This is a genomic window from Sulfitobacter rhodophyticola (assembly GCF_041281685.2).
Classification (GTDB): domain Bacteria; phylum Pseudomonadota; class Alphaproteobacteria; order Rhodobacterales; family Rhodobacteraceae; genus Sulfitobacter.
Genome location: NZ_CP166251.2, coordinates 232,578 through 245,921 on the forward strand (window position 1 = coordinate 232,578; position 13,344 = coordinate 245,921).

The 13,344-nt window shown below is 58.4% G+C and carries 12 protein-coding genes; 10 read left to right on the plus strand and 2 right to left on the minus strand.

Translation table 11 applies throughout. The features are described from left to right. Positions 1-248 precede the first annotated feature (248 nt). Complete coding sequence (locus AB4X18_RS02180) at positions 249-2,234, plus strand: S9 family peptidase (RefSeq protein ID WP_370402066.1); 1,986 nt, start codon at positions 249-251, stop codon at positions 2,232-2,234. A 211-nt stretch (positions 2,235-2,445) separates the two neighbouring features. On the opposite strand, the gene AB4X18_RS02185 is transcribed toward AB4X18_RS02180, so the two are convergent. Next, positions 2,446-4,122, minus strand: a complete 1,677-nt coding sequence (locus AB4X18_RS02185; protein ID WP_370402067.1) for a Na/Pi cotransporter family protein — start codon at positions 4,120-4,122, stop codon at positions 2,446-2,448. A 9-nt stretch (positions 4,123-4,131) separates the two neighbouring features. Beyond that, positions 4,132-5,697 carry an inorganic phosphate transporter gene (locus AB4X18_RS02190; protein WP_370402068.1) on the minus strand — a complete coding sequence of 522 codons (1,566 nt, stop codon included), beginning with the start codon at positions 5,695-5,697 and terminating at the stop codon, positions 4,132-4,134. 157 nt (positions 5,698-5,854) lie between these two features. On the opposite strand from AB4X18_RS02190, the gene AB4X18_RS02195 reads away from it, so the two are divergent. From AB4X18_RS02195 to AB4X18_RS02235, 9 genes are all read left to right on the plus strand, one after another. After that, positions 5,855-6,301, plus strand: a complete 447-nt coding sequence (locus AB4X18_RS02195) for a hypothetical protein (RefSeq protein ID WP_370402069.1) — start codon at positions 5,855-5,857, stop codon at positions 6,299-6,301. A 263-nt stretch (positions 6,302-6,564) separates the two neighbouring features. Next, positions 6,565-6,747, plus strand: a complete 183-nt coding sequence (locus AB4X18_RS02200; protein WP_370402070.1) for a hypothetical protein — start codon at positions 6,565-6,567, stop codon at positions 6,745-6,747. Between the two features lie 37 nt (positions 6,748-6,784). Beyond that, on the plus strand, positions 6,785-7,339 hold the full coding sequence (locus tag AB4X18_RS02205) for a hypothetical protein (RefSeq protein ID WP_370402071.1): 555 nt from the start codon (positions 6,785-6,787) through the stop codon (positions 7,337-7,339). Positions 7,340-7,351: 12 nt separating this feature from the next. Then, positions 7,352-9,082, plus strand: a complete 1,731-nt coding sequence (locus AB4X18_RS02210; RefSeq protein WP_370402072.1) for a cbb3-type cytochrome c oxidase subunit I — start codon at positions 7,352-7,354, stop codon at positions 9,080-9,082. A 25-nt stretch (positions 9,083-9,107) separates the two neighbouring features. Further along, positions 9,108-9,992: a heme o synthase gene (gene cyoE / locus AB4X18_RS02215; protein WP_370402073.1), complete on the plus strand. Its 885-nt coding sequence runs from the start codon at positions 9,108-9,110 to the stop codon at positions 9,990-9,992. Beyond that, positions 9,980-10,813, plus strand: coding sequence for an SCO family protein (locus AB4X18_RS02220; protein ID WP_370402074.1), 834 nt, complete (start codon positions 9,980-9,982; stop codon positions 10,811-10,813). The genes cyoE and AB4X18_RS02220 overlap by 13 nt, the downstream gene beginning before the upstream one ends. Then, positions 10,813-12,408: a cytochrome b N-terminal domain-containing protein gene (locus AB4X18_RS02225; RefSeq protein ID WP_370402075.1), complete on the plus strand. Its 1,596-nt coding sequence runs from the start codon at positions 10,813-10,815 to the stop codon at positions 12,406-12,408. Before AB4X18_RS02220 ends, AB4X18_RS02225 begins: the two co-directional genes overlap by 1 nt. Beyond that, positions 12,405-12,905, plus strand: a complete 501-nt coding sequence (locus AB4X18_RS02230; RefSeq protein ID WP_370402076.1) for a hypothetical protein — start codon at positions 12,405-12,407, stop codon at positions 12,903-12,905. Before AB4X18_RS02225 ends, AB4X18_RS02230 begins: the two co-directional genes overlap by 4 nt. An 18-nt stretch (positions 12,906-12,923) precedes the next feature. After that, the gene (locus AB4X18_RS02235) at positions 12,924-13,331 is read left to right on the plus strand and encodes a bacteriohemerythrin (protein ID WP_432817046.1); all 408 of its coding nucleotides are present in this window, start codon (positions 12,924-12,926) and stop codon (positions 13,329-13,331) included. Positions 13,332-13,344 lie beyond the last annotated feature (13 nt).

Below are 13,344 nucleotides of genomic sequence, written 5' to 3' on the forward strand. Positions count from 1 at the left end.
GTTTTGAGAAAGCTGCACGGCAGTTGCCTGATCCAGCGCAAGGTCCGGACTAAGCCGTCAGTTGCCCGACAGGGAGTGATTTGCCTTCGATGATGCAGCGCATTCGAAATCCAGTGCGTCAGCCACCTTCGACTTCGCAGTTTGTGTTGTCGACATAGCAACGCAACGCAGCCTCCTTGGCCAACCCCAGCCTGTCTTGCACTTCGGGCGTTACCCCAGCACACTCGATCCAAACAAGGAGGCCCAACATGGTCAAGAAGAGCCTGATTGCCCTTATCAGCTTCCTCGCTGCGGCGGCTGTCTTGCTGTTCTTGGTGATCTATCCACCGATCAAGGCCAGTCACCCTGAATTGGTGAAAGCCGATCTGCCCGAACTGGTGCCATTAAACGCCTTTTATGCAGATGCCTTTGCGCAGTGGCGCTTTCGTCTGTCACCTGATGGCCAGCGCCTGGCATGGTTGGAGGCAAAGCGGCTGAAACCCGCATTGTGGGTGCGCAACCTGAACGACGATCAGGCAGACATCTACCACACACCGGACGAAGTGCGTTGGTATCGCTGGTCCGCCGACAGCCGCTATCTTCTTTATCTCGCCGACCGCGATGGCTGGGAAAACGACCAGATCGTATCGGTCGACGTGACAAAACCGGGGTCGCAACCACGCACCTATGATTTTGGTCGTGACGTAAAGGCGTGGATCCAGGACGTGCCTGCCGAGGGTGGCGCGGATATTCTTGTCGCTCACAATGGGCGCGACCCGTCCAAATTTGATCTCTACCGGCTGAACCTCGACAGTGGTCAGACAACGCCGCTTGAGTTGATATCGGATCAATCTGTCGGCTGGCGGTTCAATCGGGCGGGCGAACTTTACCTCCGCTCGGTGGCAAATGGCGGAAGCGGATGGCAGGTCTCCGTCAAAGCGGGCGCGCAATGGCATCAGGTCGCTTCCGGCGGATTGGATGAGAGTTTCTGGGTCTTGTCGGAACCGGATGAGACAGGCCGCTTCCTTGCCATGTCGGATCTTGGACGCGACAAACGCGCTTTGGTGCGCAGGGATGCCGTCACCGGCGATGAAGAAGTCCTGCACCGGAATGACGGTGTAGACCTGTCTTGGATTGTAACGCAGCCAGTCACGGGTGAGCCGATCATGGCGGTTTCCTATCCGGGGCTGCAGGAACGCCGTTTCTTCGACGCTGATATCGAGGCGATGGTGAACAAGATCGAAAAGCCAGACGATGCTGCGATACATCTCGTTTCGGCCACGTCGGATTTTTCAAAGGCAATTTGGGAAGTCGAGGATGACCGAGAGGGATGGACGAAGTTCTTTGCCGATATGGAAACCGGTCAAGTTGAGGAAATGCAACGCCCGTCCATTGCCGACTGTGCCGAGATTTTGTCGCCGATGGAGCCGGTCAGTTTCCCGGCCAGCGACGGTCTGACCATCCATGCATATCTGACGCGACCAAAGGGAGTTGCGGGTCCAGCGCCCACGGTCGTCCGCATCCACGGCGGACCGGTTTCGCGCGTGCGCTGGGGGTTCGATGCCATTGCACTTTGGCTTGCCAATCGGGGTTATGCAGTCCTGAACGTCAATTACCGCGGCGGTGACGGCTATGGCCGCGCTTTTCGCGAGGCGGCCATCGGCGAGGTGAGCCGGAAGATGCATCAAGACATCGTCGATGCACGCGCCTGGGCAGTTGATCAGGGCATCGCAGATCCTGACAAGGTGGCGGTGATGGGCGGCAGCTTTGGCGGCCTCAAGACCCTTACTGCGATGACGGAAAGCCCGGATCTGTTTGCCGCCGGTGTCAATATCAATGGCATCAGCGACATTTCGACCATGTTGCAGGAGGTTCCGGTCTATTGGACGGGCTGGCCCGACTGGTACCGCAAATACATCGGCGATCCTGGTGATCCGGACGATCTGGCTGAAATTCGCGCGCGTTCACCGATCTACAATGTCAAGAACGTCACCGGTCCCTTGTTGATCATCCAAGGTGCCAATGATGTCCGTGTCATCCGCGATCAGGCCGACCGTATGGTCGAAGCCCTTCGTGGGGCGGACAAGGAGGTTCAGTACGAGGTGATTGACGGCGCGGGTCACACGTTTTCAAATATGGACTGGAAACAGCGGATATTGATGTTCCGCAAGATTGAACGCTTTCTGGCACGCGAGTTGGGCGGGCGCGCCGACGGTTTCGACTATGCGGTTCTTGGTGCTCAAATCCTGCCTTGATCGGTACAGCAAGCCATTCTTAACGGGCGGTGAATTGCGGAATATCGCGGCGGTCGCAAAGGCAGGACAACCTGTCGGCTAAAACCGCTGTTCGACCGCGAACCGCCTTCGGGTCAACCCCACCTTCCCAAGTTCTTCTCAAGAACAACGAAGCCGTTCATTTGGATGAAGGGAAAAGCATGAATGATCTTTCAATGACGAATAAGCGGCCTTAATTCTTTGTCTCACTTTTCGTCGCCTCATTGAACAGACCCAACTCCGTGCGAGCGATCCGTCGGATGATCTTGAAAATGTCATCAAGCGTTTCGGTCAGCTCAATCTCGCGGGCGTAGGTGTGGAGCCGCTTCGGGGCATCTGACCGCAACCGGTCAACCTGATGGCTCGCAGCGCCTTCGACCAGCGCGACGAAGCGCGCCTTCATCTGCCGGACCTGCGCTGCGGCATCCGTGTCTTGCGCGTCAAGCGCTTGCAATGCGCCATCCAGCGCCTCGACCACCTTTTCATGCACGCCCTTGATAACAGCAACCGTGGCTGGACTGATGACCACGTCCTCTTCCATACGCTTGCGCGCGGAGGTAACGAGCCCCGTGGCAACCAGATCACCGATGTGCTCCAGATCATTTGCGATCCTGGCGAGACCCAAAAGCAGACGAGACTGGTCTGCGGGCAGGCTTCTCAGGCTGATTTGTCGGATGTACCCGACGATTTCGCGGTGCAGCAGATCGATGGGGCGGTCCATGACGCGCAACCGATCAACATCAAGCGGGCTGCCGGTCACGACCGTGGGAACGGCGCTTTGCAGCATTTCCCGCAGCAGCGTCCCCAAGTGCACGATTTCAAGCCGCACGGCATCGATGGCAAATGCAGGCACGTCGAGGAATTTCGGGTCGAGGTGTTTGGCCGCAAATTTCGGGTCAGCTGTTTCGATCTTGTCAGGGGCGAGCCATTCCACCGCTCGCGTCAGCTGCGATGTGAACCCAACGAAAATCAACGCGTTCACTATGTTGAAGAAAGTATGCACATTGGCCAATTGGCGCGGAATGCCGGAACCGGACAGGCTGTCTGGCGAAATGGCGCGTGCCATATCGGCAAGCTGGTCCACAAAGCCGATCCAGATCAGGACACCGGCGACATTGAAAAGTGTGTGAACCAGTGCCGCGCGCACGGCCTCCCGTGGGGCCCCGATCGAGGCCAAAAGCGCCGTGACACATGTGCCGATGTTGGCCCCCAAAGCCAATGCCACCGCAGGCTCCAATGCGATCAGGCCTTGCCCGGCCATCACGATCAGAATGCCTGTTGTGGCTGACGAAGACTGCACCAGCGCCGTAAAACCAGCGCCGACAAGGGCGGCCAGCAGCACACTGTCCAGCGACAGCATGAAATCGAGAAACGGCTCAAAGCTGCGCAGGGGCTTCATGGCGTCACTCATGATCGCCATGCCGAAAAATACCATGCCAAGGCCCAGAACGATCCGCCCCTTTTCGCGGGTGGCCTTGTTCCTGGCAATGAATGAGACGAAGAACCCAAGCGACAGGACTGGCAATGCCAGCGCGGTGACCTTGAACGCAAGGATTTGCGCGGTGATCGTCGTGCCGATATTGGCCCCCAGTATCACGGCCACGCTTTGGCCCGTGGTCATCAGGCCCGCCGAAATGAAGCCCACCAGCAGAACCGTCGTGATCGACGACGATTGAATGATTGCCGTCACAGTGGCGCCAGCGATCAATCCGGTGAAACGGTTTCCGGTCATCCGAGCAAGGATCGATTTCATCGATGTCCCGGCCACCTGCTTGAGCGCCCGGGTCATGATGTCCATGCCAAACAGAAACAGGGCCAGCCCGCCAATCAGGCCGGTTCCCAACTCAAGCTGATTCAATTCACTGGTCATCTTTTTGCGTTACGGCAGCATCATGCCCCGGATCATGAAAAAGAACATCGCAGCCAGACTGCCAGCCAAGGGCACGGTGATGACCCAGGCGGCGGCGATCTTCAGCAACAGCGTGCGCTTGACCAATTCGATCCGGTGCACTTGTCCAAGTCCGCGCCGTTCCCGTTTTGCCAGAAGTTTCGTGCCTGCCGCCTGCTGCTTCATCGCGCGCAGCATTTCACCCTTCGTTGTCACGTCCGCCTCTGCGAAGCGGGCCAGGAATGCATCGACTTCGTCGGGATCATTGTCCGCGTGATGATCGCGGATTTCCTGTATGGTTCGCGCATAGCCGGATTTGATGTACTCCCGCAGAAACCCGACACCAAAGACGCCGCCAACGGCGATGTGGGTCGAACTGACAGGAAGACCCAATTGCGAAGCGACGATCACGGTGAGGGCCGCTGCCATGGCGATGCAAAAGGCGCGTGTCTTGTCGAGTTCGGTAATCTCGCTTCCAACGGTTCGGATCAATTTTGGCCCGTACAACGCCAAGCCAAGGGCGATACCAACGGCCCCGACTGCCATGACCCAGATCGGAATCGCGGCCTTGGAGGTAACCGCACCGCCGACAATCGCCTCATTGATGCCAGCCAGCGGTCCGACAGCATTGGCGACGTCATTGGCCCCATGTGCAAAGCTCAGAAGGGCCGCGGCAAAGATCAGCGGAATGGTAAAAAGATCGTTCACGCTGGATTTCTGGTTGCTAAGGTTGCGCGTTGTGCGGGCGATGAAGGGGCGCATGATCGCATAGATGACAGCCGCGATGCCAAGACCGATAAGGACTGCGGTGACGAAGTCGACCCTGATCAATTGTTTGACGCCTTTGAGCATCAAATATGTACCAAACGCCCACGCCATCAGCGCCACAAGTACGGGCACCATCCGGTTCGCAGCCGTCAGCATGTCTGACTTGTAGGTAATCGTTCGTTTAATGATATAGAGGAAAAGTGCGGCGATCAGCCCGCCCAGAAGCGGTGAAATAACCCAACTGGCGGCAATCATCCCAACCTGGTTCCAGTTCGCGATGTCCCAGCCGCTGGCGGCAATTCCAGCGCCAAGCACTCCGCCTACGATGGAATGGGTGGTGGATACCGGTGCCCCGATCGCTGTGGCGAAGTTCAGCCAGACAGCCGCCGCAAGAAGCGCTGCAGTCATAAGCCAGATGAATGTGGCCCGGTCGGCGACCAGTTCGGGATCAATGATCCCTTTCTTGATCGTTCCCACCACGTCGCCTCCGGCAATCAGCGCGCCACCGGCTTCGAAACATGCGGCAATGATGATGGCCCCTGTCAGCGTAATCGCATGGCTGCCGACCGCTGGTCCGACGTTATTGGCCACGTCATTTGCGCCGATGTTCAAAGCCATGTAGCCGCCAATCATTGCGGCGACCACCAACAGGATACCATCGACACCGCCGTCAGTACGGGCAATCGTGAACAGCATGATCCCCACAATGAATATCAATGCCGTGCCCAGTCGGAACAGCTCGTTCCGGTTCAATTGCATGGCAGATTCAACCCGATCGGTTCTCAGCATAGCCGCCCACCTCATTCGTTCCCAGATCAGGTACACATCAGAAATCGCACTGCCGACATGATCTATGTCAATGCGAAGTCCTTTGTTGTCGTCCCAATTCGTTTCGCATGAAGTCTCGCGACCCATCAGGACAGAAAGACCGGCCAAGCATCGCAGCATGGATAAGGCGACAAACGAAGAATGCGCTCATCCTGACACGACGTTTCGTGCCGCCGGGATTGCGGCTTGTACTGGGCTTGCTGCTTATCGCGGGAGGTATCCTGGGCTTCCTGCCCATCTTGGGCTTTTGGATGATCCCACTGGGCTTTGCCATCGCAGCTTTGGATGTCAAACCGCTTGGACGGTCACTATTGACGCATTTGAGAAAGCGAAAATGACAAAAATATTGGCGCCTCATCAAGCTTGCCCGCTGGACGCCCGAGGTTCAGTCGCGCGTCTGACGGGATTGAAAAACCAGCCTTGGCACCAACTGGCCGTACCCGCGTTTACCGTTCTTTTTATGCTGTTTTTGCTGATGAAGATTTCAGAATCGTTCCGGAAAGCAGCCTGTGTGAAATCCACGCGCGACGTGCGCCCAACTCGATCTTGGCGCCGGTTTCTTTGATCTAGATCAAGTCGGTGCAAATTTTTTTTCTGTAGTTTTTATGGAACGGTTGCTGTTTTGCGGTACTCGGATTCCGCAAAAACCAGCACCTGCAGTTACGCGAGTTACCAGTGATGTGGTCGGCGCGAAGAAGGCTCTGGCCACAGTGTTCAACGGATCTGGGCGGCGTTCATATTTTTTCCTAGTGCAAGCGTGATCGAGACTGCCGTCTCCTGTGATCCTCCAATGGGATTTCGACACACAAGCTAAGCGGGGCGGCACCTATGGAAAATTCTGAAAAAACCGACGAAGGGCTGGAGCCTGATACACCGGAGCATGAGATCCCGGCGATGCAGCGCGTGCTGGATAATCCGTTTCTGCTGCTTTTTCTGGGCGTCACCATTCCGGCGGTTCTCTACATCGTTTGGGGCGTCATGGAAGTAGCCTCGGTTCCCGTCGGGAACTGATTTTTGCAATTGGGACAGCAAGGGATTGGGGCCTGTCATGGCAATCACACCACCTTCAAATCGGCTTTGGTGGAAAGAGCCGATTCACAACATCGAGCTTGCCTGGATCATCGTCGCCTTCCTCTGGGGGCTTTTCATGTTCTTTTTCATGATCGCTTGGCACTTCATCGGTGATCAAAACCTTTCGTCAGAAACCTATAAAGTCTCTCCAGCGCGTTTCGAAGATAAAGTCACCGCTTTTGCCGAGGAGTACCAGAAGACCGACAGCAACGGTGAACCGGTCGAGGAAAACGGCGTGCCGGTGGTCGTGCCGCCCGAAGGTGGCGATGTCTACATGCTCGCAAGGCTGTGGGAATTCTGGCCGGTCCTCGAATTGAAGAAAGACGTCGCCTACCGGTTCCACATGTCGTCGGTGGACTGGCAGCACGGCTTTTCGCTGCAACCCACGAACATCAATATTTCGGTCCACCCGGGATACGAGCACGTCTTTACGCTGACCCCCACCCAATCAGGTGAGTTTGGCGTCGTCTGCAATGAATTCTGCGGCATCGGGCATCATAACATGACCGGTCGCATCCGCGTTGTCGAGTAAGGGAGAAAACCCATGACAAGCATTGAACACGGTGCCGCACCGGTCGCAGGTATTAACGCAAGTTACCGCACGTGCCGTTTCAGCGGCCTTCGCATCGAAGCCAACGCCGAGACGCTGATCAAGGTCAACGCCGTGGCTGCGGTCGTCTTTCTTTTGCTGGGCGGTCTGATGGGGCTGGGTGTGGCGCTGACGCGCTGGCCTGCCATTCAGCTTTTGCCAGCTGACTGGTTCTATCTGATCCTGACCGGGCATGGCGCGAATGTGCTTCTGTTCTGGATCATCTTCTTCGAAATTGCGGTGCTCTACTTTGCATCGGCGGTCCTTTTGGGCGCGCGCCTGGCGGCACCAAAAATCGCATGGCTCGCGTTTTTCCTAATGGTCGTAGGCGCCGTCATGGCCAATTACGCCGTACTGCGGGGCGACAGCACGGTGATGTTCACCTCCTACCCGCCGATGATGGCATCGCATTGGTTCTATCTGTCGCTGATCACCTTTGCGGTGGGCGCGCTGGTGGCCGTGATGATCTTCTTTGCAACACTTGTCGTGGCCAAGGCCGAGAACACGTACCAGGGGTCGGTGCCGCTTGTTTCGTTCGGGGCGATCACGGCGGCCATAATCGCGGTGTTCACGCTGGCCTCGGGCGCGATCATCCTGATCCCGACCTGGCTGTGGTCGCTGGGTCTGATCGGCGGGATCGATTCACTGATGTACAAGGTTGTCTGGTGGGGCATGGGCCATTCCAGCCAGCAGATCAACGTGTCAGCGCATGTGTCGATCTGGTACGCAATCGCGGCAGTCTATCTGGGGGCCAAGCCCCTGTCGGAGAAAGTCAGCCGCATGGCCTTCTTCATGTACATCCTGTTCCTGCAGCTTGCATCGGCCCACCATCTTCTGGCCGAGCCGGGGATGAGCTCAACCTGGAAGATCGTCAATACGTCATACATGATGTACCTCGCGGTTCTGGGGTCGCTGATCCACGGGCTGACGGTACCCGGTTCGATTGAGGCCGCGCAGCGGCGAAATGGCTATGACCGCGGCTGGTTCGAATGGCTGACCAAGGCGCCTTGGGGCAATCCGGCGTTTTCGGGCATGTTCCTCAGTCTGGTGATGTTTGGCTTTATCGGCGGCATCTCGGGCGTCGTGCTGGGCACGGAACAGCTGAATGTTTTGATGCACAACACCATATATGTGCCGGGTCACTTCCATGGCACCGTCGTGGCGGGCACGACCCTTGCCTTCATGGCGGGGACCTACATGCTGATCCCGCTGATCTTCCAGCGTGATATCTTGTGGCCGACAATGGCCAAGCTGCAACCCTATTTCTTCGGTATCGGCGCGGGCGGCATATCGCTCTTCATGATGGGGGCCGGCACGCTTGGCGTACCACGTCGACAATGGGACATCGGCTTGACCGACGCGCCACACGCGTTCGAATTTCCGGCCGCTGCCTATCTGATGATGGGTCTGAACGGGATATCCGCGATCCTCGCGGCGATTGGTGGCGTGATGTTCATCCTTGTCGTCGTCGGTTCGATCCTTGCAGGGCCGAAACTTGCCGGAACGACCGCGAAGCTTGCTTTCCCGCTCCATGATGCCGGACGCGAAGCGGTATCGGAATACGGCAGCGAGAAGCATCCAAAGCTGAACGGCACGATCGTGCTGGTGACGATCTTCTTCACCTGCTTCGTGCTCTATTACTTCGTGAACTGGAAATACCTGTCGGAACTCTGGCTGTTCAACTGATCACCGGGAAAGAAGGACACGGCTCATGACCAATGCACTCAACATGACCGCATCCATGCTGAAGCTCAGGATCGGGTCCTTCGTCGCCCTTGCGGCCTTGGTTGGGATATTGACCGCCAGCGGTGCGATGGGTTGGGTTGAAACCTGTGTCTTTACGCTCGCCGTTCTGGGCGCATCGGGCGCGGCGGGGGCCTATAACCAGTACTTTGAACGCGACACCGACCGCCTGATGGCGCGCACCCGCAACCGCCCCTTTGCCCGTGGAACACTGAAGCCCGGCTTCATTTGGCCGCTGACGTTCGGGGCGCTTCTGGCCGGGGCGCTTTTCATGGGCTGGTCCGTGGGCGGCACGCTGGCCACGGTGTTGGTTTTTTCTGGCGCGGCGACCTATGCTTTCGTCTACACCATCTTGCTCAAGCGGCGCAGCATCTGGAATGTCGTGATCGGGGGTGCCTCGGGCAGTTTCGCGCTGCTGGCAGGTGCCGCTGCGGCTGCGCCGGACTTCGGCCCCGTTCTGGAACCCGTACCGGTCCTTCTGGCCACCGCATTGTTCTTCTGGACACCACCGCATTTCTGGGCGCTGGCCGCCGCCAAGGGCGAGGATTATCGCAAGGCCGGTATTCCGATGCTGCCGGTCGTGTCCGAACATGAGGTCTGGGGGCGGGTGATCTTCCTTCATGTGGTGGTGCTTGTCATCTTCTCGCTCTGGCCGTTGTTTTACGGGCTGGGCCCGTTCTATGGGGTCTGCGCGGCGGTTGGGGGTGCTCGGTTGCTCCAGACAAGCTGGACGCTGATGCGCCACGATACGCGAAAGGCAGCAATGGCGACTTTCCGGGCGTCACTTCTGCAATTCGCCCTGCTGGGTCTGGGTGTCGTTCTCGACAGGGTGGCTGCCGCATGGATTTACTGAGGCTCTGCGCCACTCTTGCACTGGTCATCCTGGCCTGGGGAACGCCTGCTACCGCGGAAAAACTGGATGCCGAGATTGCGTTTGAGCAAAGCCAGGCGGCCATCGGCAATCAGACTGCGGCCCACGTTCTGCGCGATCACCGTGGGCGGGACCTGCCTCTGGAACAGTTTCGCGGCAAGCCTCTGGTGGTTTCGCTGGTCTACACCAGCTGCGCCTCCGTCTGTCCGCTGGTCACCGATCACTTGCGCTCCGCAGTTCTTGAATCCCGTGACGTTCTGGGCGCGCAGAGCTTCGACATCCTGACCTTCGGATTTGACGCCAGCGGCGACCGCCCGGGGCAACTGGCCGGATTTGCCGGCACCCACAAGCTTCTGGAAATTGACGGTTGGCAGATCGCAAGTGCCGAAGAGGCCGTGACCGAGGCGCTGCTGTCCGATCTCGGGTTTTCGTTCCGTGCTGCGGCAGGCGGATATGCACACGTGACCCAGACAACGATCCTTGACTCCGAAGGCAAGGTCTACCGGCAGGTGTACGGTCAAAGCTTTCCACTGCCGATGCTTTTCGAGCCGCTGAAGGAACTCGTGCTTGGCCGGACGACCCGCTCATTCGCTGCAGATGCCCTTTGGGATCGGTTGACCTTTTTGTGCACCGTCTATGATCCCCTGACAGGTGCCTACCGTTTCGATTATGCCATTGTCTTCGGGATGTTCTTCGGTGCTTTGTCGCTGATCCTGATGGGTTGGGTCATTCTTCGACTTTGGCTTGAACGCCGCCGGGCGCAAAAAGAGAGGCTGACGGTGCGCGGTCGCAAGGTCGTTTGATGGCTGGGTTGCGCGCTGTGCTCAGGCGCGGCTTTGATCGGGTTGAGCGTGGATTTGATCTGGCGTTCGGTGCTGACTGGAATCCGCTTGCCCAACTCGGCCCGCTGGGATGGTTTCTGTTCTGGATTGTTGCTGTCACCGGCGTCTATCTGTTCATCTTCTTCGATACAGGCGTCACGGCGGCCTACGATTCAGTCAAGTGGCTGAGCACGGATCATTGGTGGCACGCGGGGCTTGCGCGCAGTCTGCACCGGTATGCCTCCGACCTGATGGTGCTGGTGATGTTCACCCATTTGATCCGGGAATTTGCGATGGACCGGTATCGGGGCACACGCTGGTTTTCCTGGGTCACGGGTGTGCCGGTCATCTGGTTCGTATACCTGTCTGGCATTACCGGGTACTGGCTGATCTGGGATCAACTGGCGCAGTATGTGGCCCTGACCACGACCGAGCTGCTTGATACCCTTGGGATTTTCGGAGAGCCGATCGCGCGCAACTTCCTGTCGCCGGCAATGCTGTCGGACCGGTTCTTCACCCTGATGGTGTTCCTGCACATCGCCATTCCGCTGTTGCTGCTCCTGCTGATGTGGATCCACATTCAACGGCTCACCGAAGCCCGGACGCGCCCGCCAAGAGGGCTGGCAATCATCACACTGGTTGCGCTGGTCGCAGGATCGCTGATCTATCCGGCACCCTTGCAGGGACCCGCGGATCTGGCGACGATCCCGCAACGCGTCAATATCGACTGGTTCCTGCTTGGCCTTTATCCGGTGATTGAATCAGTACCGTCCGGGGTCATCTGGACCGGAGTTGCCCTGTTCACGGTCTTGCTGGTGGGAATGCCCTGGATGCCACCCAAATCCGGTGGTCGCCCGGCTGAGGTGTTCCTCGATCACTGCAACGGGTGCGAACGCTGCGTCTACGACTGCCCCTACAACGCGATCACGCTTGAGCCGCGCAGCGACGGTGCGCCCTTCCGCTTCGAGGTGGCGGTCAATCCGGCGCGTTGTGTCGCGTGTGGCATCTGCATGGGGGCCTGCCCGTCATCGTCACCCTTCCGTCGAAGCGGGAATCTGGTGACCGGCATTGACCTGCCGGACTATCCGCTCGCGGAACTGCGCGCCCGCGTCGTTGATGCTGCCGAACAGCATGCGGCACAGGTAAGCGGCAGCCGGGTGCTGACACTTGCGTGCAGCCACGGCGCAGGCGGCAGCCCCGTCAGCGGCCGCGTGAATGTGCCTTGCGTTGCGATGGTGCCGCCGTCGATGGTGGATTTCATCATCAGCCGCGGGTTGGCTGATGGCGTCTGCCTGGCAGGTTGCGCCAAGCGCGACTGTCAGAACCGGTTCGGCGAGAAATGGACAACTCTTCGCTTCGCGCGGGCACGTGACCCCTATCTTCGCGCACGCGTCCCGCGGGAACGGGTGCTGACCGTCTGGGCGGGGCCGACAGAGGGAAGGCGTCTGATCAGCGAACTCGGCGATTTCGCCACGCGCCTCGGTGAAATACCAAGCTATGAAAAGGTCCGCCCCATGGACAGGGAAGAAATCGACCGGGTCGGCAAACGTTTCGCCGATGGGATGGCCGCGAAATGACCAAGCGCCTTCACCATATCTTTTTCGGTACGATCCTGAGCCTCGCTGTGGTCCTGGGGACGGCCATGCTCTCTTCGAGGCCTGCGTGGCAAAGCCTGCCTGCGGACCACGCCCTGCTGCGTCTCAGCTTCACCCAAAGCGGCGTTCGCGATTGCCGTGATCGGACCGAAGCAGAACTGGCCGCACTGCCGCAGAACATGCGCCACGATCAGTTGTGCGCGCGCCGCCGCGCACCGGTGTATGTCGAGCTTGATCTGAATGGCGAAGCCGTATTCGCGCAGAACCTGCCACCGACGGGCCTGTCGGGCACGGGACCTTCACGGGTCTACAAACGCTTTGTCCTGCCCGCGGGCAGCTATGATGTGACAGTCCGATTGCGCGACGACCCCGCAGCGCAGGATTTCACCAGCATTGAGACGCAGCAGCTGTCGCTCGAACCGGGGCAGAGTTTTGCGATAGATTACAGGAAGGACGCGGGCGGCTTCGTATTCAACTAGGCAATGGAGGCGATGGAGATGGTATTACTCGAATGGAAACCCGAATTCAGCGTCGGCGATCCAGCTGTCGATCATGAGCACAAGGAGTTGATTGATCTTGTAAACAGGGCCGCCGGATCGATTCTGGAGAATTTATCAGAGGAAGAGATAGACAAATCCTTCGGAGATCTGCTGCACGGTATTTCGGCACATTTCGCCCATGAGGAACGCCAGATGCGTACCTCGACCTACGATCAATTGGATGCGCACAAGGCAGATCACGAACGTCTGCTGGATGCACTGCGTGACATCATGGACGAAGAGCGGCACGCACCAGAACAATCGGCTGAGCGCCTTGTTGAAATCCTCAGCGATTGGTTCATCGGTCATTTTTCAACCCATGATGCCCGCCTGCACAACAAGCTCGGGCCACACCATCACGACTAGGGCCGGGGTGCGG